Origin of the sequence: Stenotrophomonas sp. PA-6-5C, assembly GCF_021605635.1 — a bacterium.
GTDB classification, from domain to species: domain Bacteria; phylum Pseudomonadota; class Gammaproteobacteria; order Xanthomonadales; family Xanthomonadaceae; genus Stenotrophomonas; species Stenotrophomonas lactitubi.
Map to the genome: position 1 here is coordinate 113,841 of NZ_WKEE01000001.1, position 15,786 is coordinate 129,626.

16 protein-coding genes are annotated in these 15,786 nt (G+C 65.9%); 9 read left to right on the top strand and 7 right to left on the bottom strand.

What is annotated here, in order from left to right; translation table 11 throughout:
• The first annotated feature begins 55 nt into the window (after positions 1 to 55).
• From GIW57_RS00505 to GIW57_RS00520, 4 genes are read left to right on the top strand one after another with little or no spacing between them, the layout of a single operon-like run.
• Positions 56 to 1,996: an FUSC family protein gene (locus GIW57_RS00505; RefSeq protein WP_236508835.1), complete on the top strand. Its 1,941-nt coding sequence runs from the start codon at positions 56 to 58 to the stop codon at positions 1,994 to 1,996.
• Positions 1,997 to 2,000: 4 nt separating this feature from the next.
• Positions 2,001 to 2,216 carry a DUF1656 domain-containing protein gene (locus GIW57_RS00510; RefSeq protein WP_099818682.1) on the top strand — a complete coding sequence of 72 codons (216 nt, stop codon included), beginning with the start codon at positions 2,001 to 2,003 and terminating at the stop codon, positions 2,214 to 2,216.
• On the top strand, positions 2,213 to 3,097 hold the full coding sequence (locus GIW57_RS00515; protein WP_236508836.1) for a biotin/lipoyl-binding protein: 885 nt from the start codon (positions 2,213 to 2,215) through the stop codon (positions 3,095 to 3,097). Before GIW57_RS00510 ends, GIW57_RS00515 begins: the two co-directional genes overlap by 4 nt.
• Positions 3,094 to 4,548, top strand: a complete 1,455-nt coding sequence (locus tag GIW57_RS00520) for an efflux transporter outer membrane subunit (protein WP_236508837.1) — start codon at positions 3,094 to 3,096, stop codon at positions 4,546 to 4,548. The genes GIW57_RS00515 and GIW57_RS00520 overlap by 4 nt, the downstream gene beginning before the upstream one ends.
• A gap of 82 nt (positions 4,549 to 4,630) precedes the next feature.
• On the opposite strand, the gene GIW57_RS00525 is transcribed toward GIW57_RS00520, so the two are convergent.
• The 7 genes from GIW57_RS00525 to GIW57_RS00555 all read right to left on the bottom strand — a co-directional run bounded on the left by GIW57_RS00525 (position 4,631) and on the right by GIW57_RS00555 (position 9,029).
• The gene (locus tag GIW57_RS00525; protein WP_236508838.1) at positions 4,631 to 5,296 is read right to left on the bottom strand and encodes a hypothetical protein; all 666 of its coding nucleotides are present in this window, start codon (positions 5,294 to 5,296) and stop codon (positions 4,631 to 4,633) included.
• A 90-nt stretch (positions 5,297 to 5,386) separates the two neighbouring features.
• Entirely contained in the window at positions 5,387 to 5,647 is a 261-nt protein-coding gene (locus GIW57_RS00530) for a hypothetical protein (protein WP_089235865.1), read from the bottom strand.
• A 106-nt stretch (positions 5,648 to 5,753) separates the two neighbouring features.
• A complete protein-coding gene (locus GIW57_RS00535) occupies positions 5,754 to 6,143 on the bottom strand; it encodes an Imm10 family immunity protein (protein ID WP_100465606.1) in 390 nt (129 codons plus the stop codon).
• An 86-nt stretch (positions 6,144 to 6,229) separates the two neighbouring features.
• Complete coding sequence (locus tag GIW57_RS00540; protein ID WP_100465607.1) at positions 6,230 to 6,598, bottom strand: hypothetical protein; 369 nt, start codon at positions 6,596 to 6,598, stop codon at positions 6,230 to 6,232.
• A gap of 169 nt (positions 6,599 to 6,767) precedes the next feature.
• Positions 6,768 to 7,019, bottom strand: a complete 252-nt coding sequence (locus GIW57_RS00545) for a hypothetical protein (RefSeq protein ID WP_236508839.1) — start codon at positions 7,017 to 7,019, stop codon at positions 6,768 to 6,770.
• A gap of 198 nt (positions 7,020 to 7,217) precedes the next feature.
• Positions 7,218 to 8,018: a hypothetical protein gene (locus GIW57_RS00550; RefSeq protein WP_236508840.1), complete on the bottom strand. Its 801-nt coding sequence runs from the start codon at positions 8,016 to 8,018 to the stop codon at positions 7,218 to 7,220.
• A gap of 93 nt (positions 8,019 to 8,111) precedes the next feature.
• Positions 8,112 to 9,029, bottom strand: coding sequence for a M14 family metallocarboxypeptidase (locus GIW57_RS00555; RefSeq protein WP_236508841.1), 918 nt, complete (start codon positions 9,027 to 9,029; stop codon positions 8,112 to 8,114).
• Positions 9,030 to 9,173: 144 nt separating this feature from the next.
• On the opposite strand from GIW57_RS00555, the gene GIW57_RS00560 reads away from it, so the two are divergent.
• The 5 genes from GIW57_RS00560 to GIW57_RS00580 all read left to right on the top strand — a co-directional run bounded on the left by GIW57_RS00560 (position 9,174) and on the right by GIW57_RS00580 (position 15,778).
• Positions 9,174 to 9,827, top strand: coding sequence for a DUF3348 family protein (locus GIW57_RS00560; protein ID WP_100465610.1), 654 nt, complete (start codon positions 9,174 to 9,176; stop codon positions 9,825 to 9,827).
• A 10-nt stretch (positions 9,828 to 9,837) separates the two neighbouring features.
• A complete protein-coding gene (locus GIW57_RS00565) occupies positions 9,838 to 12,102 on the top strand; it encodes a DUF802 domain-containing protein (RefSeq protein ID WP_236508842.1) in 2,265 nt (754 codons plus the stop codon).
• A complete protein-coding gene (locus GIW57_RS00570) occupies positions 12,099 to 12,737 on the top strand; it encodes an OmpA family protein (RefSeq protein ID WP_236508843.1) in 639 nt (212 codons plus the stop codon). The genes GIW57_RS00565 and GIW57_RS00570 overlap by 4 nt, the downstream gene beginning before the upstream one ends.
• Positions 12,655 to 13,104: a DUF2894 domain-containing protein gene (locus tag GIW57_RS00575; protein ID WP_236508844.1), complete on the top strand. Its 450-nt coding sequence runs from the start codon at positions 12,655 to 12,657 to the stop codon at positions 13,102 to 13,104. The genes GIW57_RS00570 and GIW57_RS00575 overlap by 83 nt, the downstream gene beginning before the upstream one ends.
• Before the next feature lie 373 nt (positions 13,105 to 13,477).
• Complete coding sequence (locus tag GIW57_RS00580; protein WP_236508845.1) at positions 13,478 to 15,778, top strand: TonB-dependent receptor; 2,301 nt, start codon at positions 13,478 to 13,480, stop codon at positions 15,776 to 15,778.
• Positions 15,779 to 15,786: the final 8 nt, after the last annotated feature.

A 15,786-nucleotide genomic window follows, 5' to 3' on the forward strand; every position in this document is an offset into this window, starting at 1 on the left:
TAGACTGACATTCTAGCGAAATTCGGCTGCGGTCCTCGCTGAATACGATGGCGGCATGCAGATTCCCGCCCCTACCCTTCCCTGGCTTTCGCGCCCCAGCGCGCTGCTGACGTCGCCCGCATTGAAGGTCGACCGCGAAGCGGTGCTGTTCTCGCTCAAGTGCCTGCTCGCCGCGATCCTCGGGCTGTATGTCTCGCTGCGCATCGGCCTGACCCGCCCATTCTGGGTGATCGGCACGGTCTATCTGGTGTCGCAGCCGATGTCCGGCGCCACGCTCAGCCGGGGCCTGTTCCGCCTGTTGGGAACCGTCGGCGGCGCGGTTGCTACGGTGCTGCTGGTGCCGCGGTTCGCCAACGCGCCCTTGGTGCTGAGCGTGGTGCTGGCGGCCTGGATGGGCCTGTGCCTGTACCTGGCCATGCTCGACCGCACACCGCGTGCGTATGCCTTCCTGCTGGCCGGGTACACCACCAGCCTGATCGGCTTCCCGGCGGTGATGGTGCCCGGTGACGTCTTCACCATTGCCATCACCCGCGTGCAGGAAATCTCCATCGGCATTCTTGCGGCGACGCTGGTCCACGGGCTGTTGCTGCCGCGCCGGGTTTCGCCGCGTGTGCACGCGCGTGTGGCCTCGATTCTCGGCGATGCGGAACGCTGGACGCAGGACATGCGCGCAGGCGCCAGGGACACGGAACTGGCGGAGGATCGCTCCAAGGTAGCCGCGGACCTGCTCGAACTGCACACCCTGTCCATCCACCTGCCGTTCGACAGCGCGCACGGCGTTGCCCAGGTGCAGATCCTGCGCGCACTGCATGACCGGATGCTTGATGTGCTGATGCTGTCCAGCGCCGTGGACGAGTCACTGGCCCAGCTGCGCGCACATCCTGTTGGTACGGCAGACGCAGCATGGCCGGACCTGCTGCGCGCAGCGCTTTGCACACGTCAGGCCGAACTCGATGCTGCGCACCACGACTGCCGGCTGCTGGAAGAGCAGCTGCACGCCGCCCGCCCGGACTGGCGCCGGCGTGTGCCCGTGCACCTCGCCAGCAAGGCGAACGGCCATGTGCTGCATCGTGATCACCGGGTCGCCCTGCGCAGCGCTTTGGGTGCTTTCGTCGGCATCGTACTGAGCTGCGCGCTGTGGATCGCTACCGCGTGGTCCGATGGTGCAACCGCCGTCTCCATCATCGGCACCGCCTGCGTGTTGTTCGGGACCGCCGAGGCACCTGCCGGGCATGTCATGCGCTACCTGCTCGGGTCGACCATCGGCGTGGTCATTGGGCTGATCTACGCGCTGGTGATCTTTCCGGGCCTGTCCGATTTCGTCGGCCTGGCCATGGCGCTGGCGCCCGCGCTGCTGCTGTGTGGCTCGTTCCTCGCCCGCCCGCCTTTCATCATGGCGGCGTTGGGCGTGGTGCTCACCTTCCCGCTCATTGCAGGATTGGGCGCGACCAATGCCAGCAACATCGTGGGGGCGCTCAACAGCGGCGTCGCGCTGTTCGTCGGCACGGCGGCGGCGCTGTGCAGCATGTCGCTGTTGCAGACCCTGGACAGCAATCGCAGCCGCGCGCGCTTGCAGGACGTGATCAGGCGGGACATCGCGCGTCGGGCGGCCGGGCAGGTGCGAAACGCCAGCGACTGGACCAGCCGCATGGTGGATCGGCTTGCGCTGCTTGCTCCTCGCCTGCGCGGCCATCCGGATGCAGCCCGCACATTGCGGACGATGTTTGCAGACATGCGCGCGGCCAGTGCTGTGGCCGAACTACGCGTGATCGGCAGGACGCTCAAGGACCGGAGCAGCCGCGAGTGTCATGCGCTGCTGATGCACAGGGCCACCGCCCACTTCCGCACTCCCACTCCGCGCCTGGTGAATGCGCCGCTGCTGGAATCGCTCGAACGCACACGCGACGCCGTCAGCACTGGCAGCGCGCCCGGAACCGAGCATGTTCTTGCACTGCTTTCCGGCCTGCGCCGCGACCTGCTCGCTCATGAGGACTGATGCGATGTTCTCCGATATCTCCATCGATGGCGTCTTCGTTCCCGGCCTGCTGGCGGTGGCGCTCATCGCGTTGGCCCTGTCGATGATGGCCTCGCGGCTGCTGGCAAGCCTCGGGCTGTACCGGCTGTTCGCCTATCGCCCGCTGGTGGGCCTTTCGCTATTCGTGATCCTGGCGGAGCTGTTGATCCAGCTCGCGCCCCTGTTCGAGAAACTGAAATGAAACACGTGCTGAGTGTCCTTGGCCGCTGGAGCGCAACGCTCTGCCTGTTCGGCGTCGCCGTCATTGCGGCCCTGTCCCTGTGGAGCCGATACGAAACGCAGCCCTGGACGCGCGATGGCCGGGTACGCGCGGATGTGATCCGCGTGGCGTCGGACATGGGCGGACTGGTCACCCAGGTGCTGGTGCAGGACAACCAGCGGGTGAAAGCCGGGCAGCTGCTGCTGGTGCTGGACCAACCGCGCTACGCGGCCGCGCTGGAGAAGGCCGATGCCGCTGTGAGCAGCGCGCAGGCCACGCTTACCCTTGCCCGCCGCGAATCGAAACGGGATCTGGCGCTGGGCAACCTTGTCGCCTCGGAGACACGCGAGCGCAATGCGGCCAAGGTCGATACCGAAGTGGCCGGTCTGGCGCAGGCCCGTGCGGAGCGGCGGGTCGCACTGTTGAACGTGCAGCGCACCGAAGTGCGCGCCGGCGCCGATGGCACCGTCACCAATCTTGATCTCCATCCGGGTGACTTCCTGCAGCCGGGCGCGCAGGCCCTGGCCCTGATCGACAGCAGCAGCGTGAGGGTCGAAGGCTATTTCGAGGAAACCAAGCTCAACTGCATCAACGAGGGCGATGCCGCAGTCGCCCGCCTGATGGGCGATGGCCGCGACGTGCGTGGGCATGTGGAGAGCATCGCTGCCGGCATCGCCGACGACCAGCGCTCAAGCACCCACAACCTGCTGCCGTCGGTCGCGTCGACCTATACCTGGGTGCGGCTGGCGCAGCGGATACCGGTCCGCATCCGCCTGGATGACGTGGCGCCGGACACCCGCCTGATCGTCGGCAGAACCGCCAGCGTGACCATCACTCCGCGCGCGCCGGGAGCCTGCAAGTGATCGGCAACGCATCACGTGTGGGTGTGCTCGCCTGTGCACTGTCGCTGGCCGGCTGCGTGTCCGGCCCCGACTACACACTTCCGGCCAACGCGGTCGCCGCCGCCCCGGCAGCCCGCCGCGCATTCGTATCGAGCCACGAGGCAGCCTACACACAGGCCGAGCCGCCGGACCGCTGGTGGCAGCTGTACGACGATCCACGACTCAATGCCTACGTCAGCGAAGCGCTGCGGGCCAACACCGATCTGCTCGCGGCTGACGCCAACCTGCGCCGCGCCACGGCGCTGGTGCTGCAGGTCCGGGCCGAGGGCTCGGTAGGCACCGACGCCGACACATCGGCCACGCTGGCCCGCGCCGGGGGATACACCTCGCCTTCCTCGCCACCGCAGGTGTACGCGCTCGGCATCCACCTGTCCTACCCGCTGGATCTGGCCGGTGGCATCCGCCGCGGTATTGAAGCAGCCAGCGCGGATGCAGAGGCCGTCGCTGCAGCGCGCGACCAGGTGCGGGTGGTTGTCGCCGCCGCCGTCACCCGCGCGTATGTTGGCATCTGTTCGACCAACCTCACCCTGGCGGCGACGCAGCGGGTGCTCGCTACGCAGCGCGCCACGTTGGACGCCACCACCCGCTTGGCCAACGGCGGACGCGGAACCGAATTTGACGTGAGCCGGGCGCGCGCCGCGGTCAACCGCAGCGCCGCGGCGGTGCCGCATCTGGTTGCCGAGCGGCAGGCAGCTCTGTTCGAACTGGCAGCGCTGATGGGCCGACTACCAGCGGACTACCCGCAGGACGTCGCCAACTGCCAACAACCGCCGCGCCTGCAGCAGCTGATTCCTGTCGGCGATGGCAGCCAGCTGATCCAGCGTCGCCCGGATATCCGTGCGGCGGAGCGCAGCCTGGCGGCCGCCACTGCAATGATCGGCGTGGAAACGGCGGCGCTGTATCCACAGGTGAGTATCGGCGCGTCCGCTGGCATGGCAGGTTCACTCAAGAAGCTGCTGGGCAGCGACAGCATCGGCGCTTCCATCGGACCACTGCTGTCGTGGCGCTGGCCGAACCGCCGCGCGACCCACGCACGGATCGACGCTGCCGGGGCCAACGCCGATGCTGCATTGGCATCGTTCGATGGCGCGGTGTTGGACGCGTTGCGGCAGACCGAAACCGCGCTGTCGGCGTATGCACAGGAGATCGATCGCGAGCGCAGCCTTGCCCTGGCCCGCGACGACGCGGCACGTGCGAGCGGCCAGGCCGGGCAGCTGTACCGGTTCGGCAGGATCGGCTTCCTCGATGTGCTGTCTGCCGAGGCCGCGCTCGCCGATGCAGAATCCGCACTCGCAGCGTCGCGTGCGCAGCGGGTGGACCGTCAGGTAGATCTGTTCCTGGCGCTGGGCGGGGGATGGGCCGCGCCGGACGCAGTGCCAGAAGCCGGCACTGACCAGCCGGGTACCTTCTGATGAACAGCCGTCAGGTACCTTTGGCCTTCGATCACATCGCCTGGCCTGCAAATCCGCGCCGCGAGGCTGCGCGGCCCGGCACCTATAGTTCCTTCACAACAACTTCGCTGCCGGTCTTGTTGGCAATGGTGACGCGCCTTCCATCGACAGTAATCGTTGAGACGTGGTAGTGCACCTTGAACGGATCGGGGATCAGTTCCATGAGTATGAATTCAGATTCCGAGTCCCCCTTCTGAGGCCCAGACTCCGCAGCGACAAGCTGGTAGCGCTCAGTGGTATAGCGGTGGAACAGGCGCAACCTTCCAGCACGCAGTTCGTGCCCTCCTGCGGGCGTCTCGTAGGCCAGACCCGGCGAGACGTTCACCGCGATTGCTTCGGCGAGTGGAGCCGACAGTGAGAGCCCGAAGTACTCATCAACACGCTTGAAACCTTCCAGATACTTACCGACGAAATAGCTGTGAACATCCACGTCGGAATGAAGGCACCTTTCGGAAATGAGCGATGCCCCTGCCGCGTTGACTGTCTCGGAAGTACCCACCGCGAACGCACGGTCTCCCACGATCTGCATATCCACCCGGGACCCCTCAACGAATACGAATCGGTTGAATGCCCCCAGATCCAGCCTTCGCTCCTTCAACCAATCAGAGATGAAAAGGGAAAGATAGTTGGACGCGAGCTGGTAGCGAACGCGCGCTCGCAAGGGGAAACCATAGTATTCAAGATCTACGTAGACCGCGGAAACCTCCACGCTAGAGCCTCTGGCAATGCAAGAAGCCTGTCAGGTTCTCGGCACGCAGTTCGCCCCCAGGCACGTCACCGCGCACAAGACTCACCGGCATCACCGCGAGCCCCTTGCGGTTGCCCATGCCGCCTCAAAATCCGACTCGGCCACTTCATCCTCCGGCCCCAGGCCAAGGTTGGACAAAGGCTGGTCGGCCAGCATGAAGCGATCATCGCTTTGCCCCATCCTGTCACACCAGATGATCGTCTCGCCGTAGATCTCCACTTGCCTGGTGACCTCATCATCTACTGCCTCAAGAAGGATGATGCCCTCCCCAAGGATCGATTCAGCCCAATGCTTGAAATATTTTCTGATCATGGCTCTTACGTCGCATCCTTGCTGTCAATGCCGGACCCTGCTGCTGTAAAAGAACTTCCCTGAACCTGCTCAGCAAAACCTCGCTTGTCACCACGGCGCAACAGAGTCATTTTCTCTCCGCAACGAACGGCACACCATTCGCCGCACACATCTGAGCCAACGCCACGTCAAGCCGCGCCCGGCAGCTCACATCCGTCAACACCACTTCAATTGCACCACCGATTCCAAGCTTCTTTCGTGCCTCCCCAGAAATCAACAACTCGAGGGACACTTCACGCAGAACCACGCTTTCCAATCCGCCGTAGCAGGGTTGAAGCGCACCGCCAATCTCGAGATGGAGGCGATCCATGCCGAGTCTGATGTCCTGCTCGTCAAAATCCCTGCTGCTCTGCAGAATCAGGTAGTGGGACGGATCATCAGCGCCATCTGCAAGCCCAACAACAAGGCAGTGGCTGTCATCTTCTATAAAAACAACACTGGCATTGAAGGTGTAAATGGCTTGAGTCCTCTTTCATTGTCAACCAGCAGCCCAATGCCCCGCCGGCCCCAGGCCAGAGACCTGCCATTTCCATACCTGGAAGATCACCATTCCGGATGGTATCGGTCCTTGAACTCATCCTGGATCAAACCCTGATTTACATAGCGGTCATGACGTGCTTTCAGAGTGTTCCCCGCGAACTTCAAAGCACTCTCAATGGAATCAAACATCCATTCGTCTCCGAATGGAAGATCAGGATCCACTGGCTCGAATTCGTATACATCGATGAACCCGGGGGTTCCGTTGTCAAGGACCTCGCAAAGGCGAACCCTCCAGGAACTGGGCTTGTTGCGCTCGATGGAGACATAGCGAATCACAAGCTGATCCATCTCATATCGCTCAGGGAGAAGCTGTTCAATGTCGCGCCCAGCGGCCAGATGGGTTGTTACGTCCAGATCAACCAGATAGCGCATCCCTCCTCCCAGAGGCGAGTCCCCATTTCGATACGAGACCTCGGCCAGAGAATCCGGGTATCGGAAGCCTGCGCCTCAGTTGTTGCCCTTTGGTTTCCCGGGCCGGGACGGGCGCAGGACTACTATAGTGCAGTAGCGGAACGTCATCGATCGCGCTTCCGCCCCCGGCTCAATCCAGCACCACGACAAACGTCGTCACAAGCGCCAGCGGCCTGACCCTTGCCCCGACCCGTCGCAGCTCGACCAGGCCGTAACCCTCCATGAGCCGGAGCGTGCGCGACAGACTCGCCACCTTTCGACCACAGATTCCGGACAGTTCGGTGAGCGAGCGCGGCTGCAGCTTGTGCAGGGTGCGCAGAAGTTCACGATTCTCATCACAGAGCACCGCCGCCAGAGATGAAAGCGAAGGAAAGGTGATCACATCGGATCGCCCCTGCGGTGGTGCGCTGCGTTGCCGTCGCTCACCACTGATGATGCAGCGCCGCGGCGAGGGCGTAGCGGGAAAGGCGGGGGGTCTCGAATCGAGCACGGCAGTCCTGCTTGCCTGGAACCAGCGCCATCATCGCGCAACGCCCGCACCGGCGCTTGAACAAACAACGCATTCTTCCGTGCGCCGGCGCTAGGGAGTGGGAGCACGCCTTGTGCCTTTCCAGGCACGGACAAGAACGGCGCGCTCGGCGGCAGTGAGCAGCGACTCCTCCGCACCGACGCCGATCAGCGCATGCTGCAGGCAGGCGGCCGCCCGTGACCAGCTGGCGTTGAACACGGGCTCTCCCTCGTCTTCGATGAACGCGCCCTCCCCCGCCGTGTCGCGTGCGTGCCTGCGCAACACGGCGTGCAGGATCGAGGGCGCGGCGCCCACCGGCGACCGGGACGCATGCGCCCCCATTGCGAGGACGCCGGCATGCTCCTCGCCGATGAACGGCGAGCCGGGGTCAACGCGGGCAAGCCATCTATCCCAGGCCGCATTGTGTACAGCCGCTGCCTGCGCATCGACCTGCTCGCCCAGAGCGGCGATCACTGTTACCGAAAGACCCGGAATAGCGTTCAGCAATTCAACGACGGCTTCGCCGCTGCTACCGAAAAGCATCGCCAACGGCAGCGCCTCCAGAACATCCACTGCAGTCGCACGGGTGTAGCCGGCGTGGACGAGCGGCTGCTCGGCTGCCGAACGCAGTACGCGGACCTTCAACAGCCTGCCCGGCCATTTCGCAACGATCACCGAATGCGCATGGTGATCGACAACGATCCACGGCGGGCGGTCGCCCGGGCGATCGACGCGCTGTCCGGCAGCGGCGGCCGCCATCGGGCCTTCCTCGCCATCGGCCACATAGACCAGGCCCACGGTCCCCGCTTTTTCAGGCGGGCAAGCCAAGCCGCCCGCAGGCGGTTCGCTGGACAAATGGTTGATGTTGGCCATGTGATTCGATCCATTGATCCTGCACACCTGAGCAGCAGACCGGGCGCACAGGGGGCGGCGAGCCAGGCCTGCCTCGGCTCGACCGCGTCACGCTCAGTGCGCCAGGGCGAAATCCAACCCCGCACACACCGCTGCCACCTGGGCGTCGTTGCATTCCTGCGGGTTGGTGCGCGGGCTGTCCGGGTACACCTCGGTGGTGGTGGCATACAGCGCATCGGTGAAGCCAGCACATGCACCGATGGAACGCGACTCGCCCCACACCACGCCCAGCGACTGCAGCGGCATGCCCACCAGATTGCCTTCGGCGTCGGCCGGGGCAATGTGGGTGATCGGGGCCACGGCGGCGATCAGCGCCTTCTGGAATTCGTGCTGCGGGTCTTCGCTGTTGCCGATCACATAGAAGCCATCGGGAATGGTGTCGCGCTCGAACGGCTTGCCATCGCGGGCGCAACGGGCCGGGTCGAACTCGTGCAGGTCGCTGTCGGTGGTCTCGTGCAGGTCCAGGTGGACGCGGATGTTGGCCTTGCGTTCGGCCACCCAGCGCATCAGCGAGGCAGCTTCCTCGATCAGGCCGCCGTCACGGAAACTACGGTTGGGGTCGATGGCATTGGGATTCCAGCGCTGGATGCGCTCGTAGCCCCACGGGCTCACGCACGGGGCCACGATCAGGTTGAAGCGGCCCAGGTAACGCTCGGCATGCTGTTCCAGGAACTGCAGGGCGCCATGCACGCCGCTGGTTTCATAGCCATGCACGCCGCCGGTGACCAGCGCGGTCGGCAGGGCCGGGTTCCAGTCGTGGTTCACCACCGCAAACAGCGGGTAGTGGTCCGGGGCGTAGTCCAGCTGGCCGTACTGCACCACGTCGAAGCGCTCGTCCAGCCGTTCCAGCGCGGTCACCACGTCCTCGTGGTAGCTGCGCTGCCGCTGCTGGCGGGCCCGCCACTGCGCTCGTTCGGCGTCGCCCCAGGGCTGTCCGGGGGTGCCGATCGGGTAGAACTGCGCAACGGTCATCTCAAGCTCCAGAAGTCGGGGTGCGGTGGTACAGCCGACCATTTTAAGCCCTGTGGCCCGATCGTTGCTGCCCCTCCGCCCCGCCTTCATACGGTCGCCCTCATCTGGTTGTAAAATCAATGGTTTTTGGCCCCCACCCCCTTGATGGCGAACGCAGCGCAGCCGGTCCTGGGTGGACCGGACTTCCTCCGTCTGCTCGCCCGTCTCAGCGACGGCGCGATGCCGGCCTCCAGTCCCGCCCTGACCGATCGCCTCGGTCAGTGGGTGGACTGGAGCCGTGCCGTGGCCCTTGCGGGGGCGCTCGATGGCCGCCTGGCTGAACCGGCCGAGGCCGCCGAAGCGCTGGATGATCTGCTGGCCGACTGCGCCCAGGCCGAAGCGAGCCTGTTGGCCTCGCTGAGCGAGGATGCCGAGGCCGAGCGCTTGCTGGACCTGGCCGAGGCCGCTGCGGCACCCAACTTCGCTTCGCTGCGGCAGCGCTACCGCGTGCTGCAGCAGGCCATCCAGACCGCCACCGGTCGCCTGCGCGGCCGCCTGCGCGACCAGCTGGCGCTGGCATCACCGGAGCTGGCGCGGCTGGCCGAGGTCGATGCGGTGATGGAACAGACCTTGAGCCCGCGCGAGCACAGCCTGCTTGCCACCGCCCCAGCGGTGCTGGGTGCCCGATTCGAACGCGTGCACGGCCAGCCCGGCTGGCGCGCGTCCTTCCGCCACGACATGCGCACGCTGCTGCTCGCCGAGCTGCAACTGCGCTTCCACCCGATCCAGGGGCTGCTTGCCGCCCTGCGCTCACACTGACCGGAACACCATGTCCAGAACTGTTTTCCACGTCCTTGTCTTCCTTGCTGGCCTGCTGGCCGTGTGCTGGATCGGTGTCGGCTATGTCTCGGTGCACCCGTTGGGTGCGGCCGTGGCCGCGATCATTGCGGCCTGCTACATCGCCGGTGGCGTGGAGCTGTACCGTTACCGGCAGGCCAGCAATGGCCTGCGCGCTGCGCTGAATGACGTTTCGCTGGCCCAGGACAGCCTGGCGCCGTGGCTGGAGCGTGTGCCGCTGGGCCTGCGCAATGCCGTGCGCCTGCGCGTGGAAGGCGAGCGCACCGCCCTGCCCTCGCCGGTACTGACCCCTTATCTGGTGGGCCTGCTGGTGCTGCTGGGCATGCTCGGCACGCTGCTGGGCATGATGGACACCCTGCGCGGCACGGGCCTGGCCCTGCAGAGCGCTACCGACATGGCGGCCATCCGCGGCTCGCTGGCCTCGCCGGTGCAGGGCCTGGCGGTGGCGTTCGGCACGTCCATCGCCGGTGTCGCCAGTTCGGCCATGCTGGGCCTGTTGTCGGCGCTGCTGCGCCGCGACCGCCTGCAGGTGGTGCAGCAGCTGGACCGCGCCATCGCCACTGACCTGCATCCGTATTCGCAGGCCTGGCAGCGTGCCGAGTCGCTGCGCCTTCTGCAGTCGCAGTCTGCGGCGCTGCCTGCGCTGGTCGATCGCCTGCAGGCGATGACCAGCACCTTCGAACAGCACAGCGCGGCCGCCAATGAGCGCCTGCTGGCCGGTCAGGCCGAGTTCCTGACGCAGAGCCAGGCGCTGCAGGAGCGCCTGGCCACCTCGCTGCAGCAGTCGCTGCGCGAAGGTGCCGAAGCCAGCGCCGCCGCCATCGGGGGCGCGCTGCAACCGATGGCCGAAACCACTTTGGCTGGCCTGGCCAGCCACGGCCAGGCGCTGCATTCGCGTGTCGAGCAGGCAGTGCAGCAGCAGTTGAACGGCCTGGCTGAGGGCTTCGAGCGCAGCCGCGTGGCCACCGAGGCCAGCTGGGCCAACGTCGTGGCCGAACAGACCGGGGCGCAGCAGGCACTGATTGCCGAACTGCGCCAGCACCTGCAGGCCTTCAGCGAAGGCCAGAGCGCGCAGAGTGAAGCCCTGGTGGTGCGCATCGGCGAGCGCCTGCAGGCCGACGCCAGCGGCAACGCCGACGCCTGGCGCGCCGCTGCCGAACAGCAGCATGCATTGAACAGTGAACTGGTCGAGCGTCAGCAGCAGGCACTGCAGCGTGCCAGCAGCCACCTGGACGAACGTGCGCAGACGCTGCTGCAGGCGCTGGATGAGCGCCACGCCGCCGGCCAGTCGCTGCTGCAGGACCACGAACAACAGCGCCTGCAGGACTGGCAGGCTGCACAGGCCGCCACCGCCACGGCGCATGCCGAACTGCAGGCGGGCCTGGATGCGCGCGAACAGCAGCGCCAGCTGCGTTGGGACGCGGTGAGTACCGAGCTGCAGCAGGCGCATGCCGCATTGCAGGCTCAGCTGGTGGCCGCTGACGAACAGCGCCTGCAGCGCTGGAGCGATGCGTTGCAGAACGTTTCGACCGACCTCGCCGAGCGCCTGCAGGCCGATGGCGAACGCTTGTCCACGCAGCAACAACAGGTGTGCGACACGCTGGCGCAGACCGCGCAGCAGATCGGCGAGAACGGCCGCGCACAGGCCAGCGCCACGCTGGCCGAAGTATCCACCCTGCTGCAGACCGCCGCCGCCGCGCCGAAAGCCGCGGCCGAGGTCATCAACGAACTGCGCAGCACCCTGTCTGAAAGCCTGGTGCGCGACAACGCGATGCTGGAAGAGCGTGGTCACCTGCTGGCCACCGTGCAGACCCTGCTGGAGGCGATCAACCACGCCTCGCACGAGCAGCGCACGGCCGTGGACGCGCTGGTCGGGGGTTCGGCCGAGCTGCTGGAGCGCGTCGGCAACCGATTCACCGACCACATCGCCGCCGAGACCGGCAAGCTCGATGGCATCGCCACCCTGCTCAACGGCAGTGCCGGTGAGGTAGGTCAGCTGGCCGGCACCTTCGGTTCTGCAGTCGAACAGTTCGGCACCGCCTCGGCGGAGCTGGCGGGACGCCTGGAACAGATCGGCGGTGCGTTGGATGCCTCGCTGGCACGCAGCGATGAGCAGCTGGCGTACTACGTGGCGCAGGCGCGCGAGGTGGTCGACCTCAGCTTGCTGTCGCAGAAGCAGGTGATGGAAGAACTGCAGCAGCTGGCCGCGCGCCGCGGCAAGGCCGGCAGCGCATGAGCGACGAGCTGGAGGTCGACGGCGGCTCACACGCCCCGATCTGGGCGGCATTCGGCGACCTGATGTCGGTGCTGCTGGGCGCGTTCGTGCTGATCCTGGTCGGCGTGGTCGCCGTGCAGCTGGAGCTGTCGCAGCGGCTGGACCAGGAGGTCAAGCAGCGCCAGGCCGAGGCCAAGCGCCTGCAGACGCTGGAACAGGCGTTGGCTGGCCCGCTCGCCGCCGGACGGGTGACGCTGGTGGATGGCCGCATCGGCATCAGCGGCAACGTGTTGTTCGCGCTGAACTCCGACCAGCTGCAGCCGGAAGGCCAGGAGCTGCTGCGCAGCCTTGCCACGCCGCTGGCGGCGTATCTGGGTTCGCGCGAAGAAATCCTGATGGTCAGCGGCTTCACCGATGACGCGCCGGTGCGCGAAGGCAACCGCCGCTTCGCCGACAACTGGGAGCTGTCCGCACAGCGCTCGCTGACGGTGACCCGTACCCTGATCGCCGACGGCGTACCGGCCGATGCGGTGTTCGCCGCCGCGTTCGGCAGCGAGCAGCCGGTCAGCTCCAATGCCAACGAAGAAGGCCGCGCGCGCAACCGCCGCGTGGAGATCGCGCCGATTCCCAAGCCCAAGGCCCCGGATGCCAAGTAAGCCGCCCGCGCTGGAGGGCCTGCGCGCACTGGTGCGCGATCTCGATGCGGGGTCGCGCTCGCTGCCGCATTATCCGCAGGTGCCGATGCTGCAGCAGGTGCAGCGCGAGTGGTCGGAGCTGCGCAGCGAACTGCAGGTACGCCGCTCGCTGCGCACCGAGGCCCCCGCCGATGGCGGCCCGCTGAACTCGGCGGTGCTGGTGCAACGCATGCTGGACACGATGCAGTCGACCAGCCCCGGGTATCTGCGCCACTTCATCGACTATGTCGACACGCTGTCGTGGCTGCAGGCGTTGCAGGATGGTGCGGCCAACAGCGGTGACGCAGCAAAGCCCAAGCGCACGCGCAAGCCACGCAAAGCGGACTGAGCGCGCGTGGACGCCGACCTCGATCGGCACTTCTGGACACGGCAATCTCGATCCGCGCTTCTGGTAGATGCCAACCTTGGTTGGCGCTCCACAAACCGGGTAGCGCAGCATCCATTCGACGCCGCGCATGCCAACCAAGGTTGGCATCTACCACAGCAGTGCGCCGGTCGTTCCAACGTTCAAAACAGTGCCGCCACCCGGCCCAGTCGCAAGCACAGATGAACATGTCACCAGACAGTCATCTGTCTAGCGCACCATTTTCACGTTGATCGAACGGCGCCTCCGGCGTCTGTGATCGCATCGCGCCTTCCCCTTTCATCTGCCTGAGCTCCGTTTCCATGCGGCGGCTCGCGCCTGCCTGAGTGCCTGTTCCATGACCAAGACCCTGTTGGCTGCTGCGTTGTCTCTTGCCCTTGCGCCGACCGCATGGGCGCAGCAGGCGCCGTCGGCCACCGACCTCGATGCCGTTTCAGTGATCGGCAGTGGCGAGGCACGCCAGGTGCAGCGCATCACCCGCGAGAACCTGGACATTCTGCCGCCGGGCACCAGCCTGCAGAAAACGCTGAACCTTCTGCCCGGCGTCAACGCGCAGTCGGCCGACGCGCTGGGTACCAACGAACAGTCGATGACCCTCAGCCTGCGCGGCTTCAACGCCACCCGGCTGGGCTACACATTGGACGGCGTGCCGCTGGGCGATGGCGCGTACAACAACTACAACGGCCTGACCATCAACCGTGCATTGATCAGCGAGAACATGGCAGGCGCCGAACTCGCGGTGGGCATCGGCAGCCTCGGCACGCCGTCCACCAGCAACCTCGGCGGCACCATTTCCTATACCTCCGACCGACCGGCGCAGGAACTGGGCGGACGCGTGGTGCAGACCTTCGGCAGCGATGCCAACCGCCGCACCTTCGTGCGCGTGGACAGCGGCGAGTACAACGGATTCTCCGGCTACGTGTCGGGCATGAACGCGGCCTCGGACCTCTGGAACGACCAGACCGCGTACAACAATTCCACTACCAAGCAGTTCAACGCCAAGGGCGTGTGGAACTTCGGCAGCGGCCAGATCACCGGCTTTGTCGACACCTCGCGCACCAGCCAGGCCGACTACTTCTACCTGTCCAAGGACGAGATGTCCCGCGGCCTCGGCTGGGACTGGGGCGGCTACGCACCGGACTGGAACAAGGCCGTGGCCAAGGCCTACTGCAATACCGCCAGCCTCAACGCGAAGAAGTGTGACAACAGCGGTCCTGACAAGGACGCCGACGGCGCCTTCACCGCCGGGCAGATCCTGCGCGATGACAACCTGTACTACCTGGCCGGCGACTTCTTCCTCGCCGACGGCTTCACCCTGCGGGCGCTGGCCTACCACCACGATGACCGTGGTGAAGGCCACAACTGGAACAGCGGTGCCTGGTCGTACAAGGGCACTGCGCAGGAAATCCCGATCATCTTCCGCAACACCATCTACACCATCGACCGCGATGGCGGCACGCTGTCGTTCGATTGGGAGCTGGGGGCACACCGCATCGAAGGTGGCGTCTGGTACGAACGCAACACCAGCAGCGCCGAACGCTACCAGACCGCGGTGGATGGCCCGCGCGACCTCAGCGGCATGAACACCCTGCCCTCGGATGTGGGTGTGTTCGCCCAGCGTACGCGCTGGAAGACCCACCAGTTCTTCCTGAAGGACACCTGGCGCCTGCTTGACGACCGTCTGACGCTGGAGTTCGGCGCCAAGAGTCCGCATGCCACCTCCGACGCGCAGGCGCTGCCCGGCGATGCGAAGACACCGATCTCGCCGAGCTCGAACAACCAGTTCGCCACCGGCTCGCTGAAGGCCAGCAAGAATTTCCTGCCCAGTGTCGGCGCCAACTTCCGCCTCAGCGAGCATCACGAAGTGTTCGCCAGCTACGCCGAGAACATCGCCATGTTCCAGGGCGGCTTCAAGCTGGGCCCGCAGGCGGTCAGCCAGGCCACCTGGAACGCGCAGGGCAACCTGAAGCCGGAAGAATCACGTTCGCTGGAGGCGGGCTACCGCTTCGTCACCGACACCCTGCAGGCATCGGTCGCTGCCTACAACGTGCGCTTCGACAACCGCCTGCTGCAGTACAACCCCTGCGACTCGCGGCAGCCGGTCGGACCGACCTGCGGCAACCGCTTCTACAACGTCGGCGGCGTCGACAGCCGCGGTGCCGAACTGACCGTGTTGTGGACACCGAACGAGCACTTCAGCTGGTACACCTCGGCGTCGCTGAACCGCTCGACGTATGCCTCCAACTACATCCAGGCGGGCGTCGAGCAGCAGATCAAGGGCAAGATCCAGACCGACACGCCCAAGCAGCTTCTGGCCACCGAGATCACCTGGCGCGACAACGGCTGGTTTGCCAGCCTGCGCGGCAAGTACACCGGCGAGCGCTTCTACACCTATACCAACGACCAGGGCTTCGGCGGCTTCACCGTGTTCGACCTTGCCGGCGGCTACGATTTCGGCCAGGTTGGCTTCGCAAAGGGCATGCGCCTGTCGCTGAACGTGACCAACCTGGGTGACAAGCGCTACGCCAGCAATCTGGATTCGAGCGTGTTCGCACCCAGCGACCCGTCGGGCAAGCTGTATGTATTCCATGCGTCGGCACCGCGCCAGGTGTTCGGTACCATCGACGTCCGCTTCTGATCGCCGGC

Excerpts from the sequence above, each read along its gene's own strand:
- GIW57_RS00565 (WP_236508842.1), top strand. The coding sequence starts at position 9,838 with ATGTCCAGAACTGTTTTCCACGTCCTTGTCTTCCTTGCTGGCCTGCTG.
- GIW57_RS00575 (WP_236508844.1), top strand. The coding sequence starts at position 12,655 with ATGCCAACGAAGAAGGCCGCGCGCGCAACCGCCGCGTGGAGATCGCGC.
- GIW57_RS00570 (WP_236508843.1), top strand. The coding sequence starts at position 12,099 with ATGAGCGACGAGCTGGAGGTCGACGGCGGCTCACACGCCCCGATCTGG.
- GIW57_RS00580 (WP_236508845.1), top strand. The coding sequence starts at position 13,478 with ATGACCAAGACCCTGTTGGCTGCTGCGTTGTCTCTTGCCCTTGCGCCG.
- GIW57_RS00555 (WP_236508841.1), bottom strand. The coding sequence starts at position 9,029 with ATGACCGTTGCGCAGTTCTACCCGATCGGCACCCCCGGACAGCCCTGG.
- GIW57_RS00510 (WP_099818682.1), top strand. The coding sequence starts at position 2,001 with ATGTTCTCCGATATCTCCATCGATGGCGTCTTCGTTCCCGGCCTGCTG.
- GIW57_RS00505 (WP_236508835.1), top strand. The coding sequence starts at position 56 with ATGCAGATTCCCGCCCCTACCCTTCCCTGGCTTTCGCGCCCCAGCGCG.
- GIW57_RS00550 (WP_236508840.1), bottom strand. The coding sequence starts at position 8,018 with ATGGCCAACATCAACCATTTGTCCAGCGAACCGCCTGCGGGCGGCTTG.
- GIW57_RS00560 (WP_100465610.1), top strand. The coding sequence starts at position 9,174 with ATGGCGAACGCAGCGCAGCCGGTCCTGGGTGGACCGGACTTCCTCCGT.
- GIW57_RS00530 (WP_089235865.1), bottom strand. The coding sequence starts at position 5,647 with ATGATCAGAAAATATTTCAAGCATTGGGCTGAATCGATCCTTGGGGAG.
- GIW57_RS00515 (WP_236508836.1), top strand. The coding sequence starts at position 2,213 with ATGAAACACGTGCTGAGTGTCCTTGGCCGCTGGAGCGCAACGCTCTGC.
- GIW57_RS00540 (WP_100465607.1), bottom strand. The coding sequence starts at position 6,598 with ATGCGCTATCTGGTTGATCTGGACGTAACAACCCATCTGGCCGCTGGG.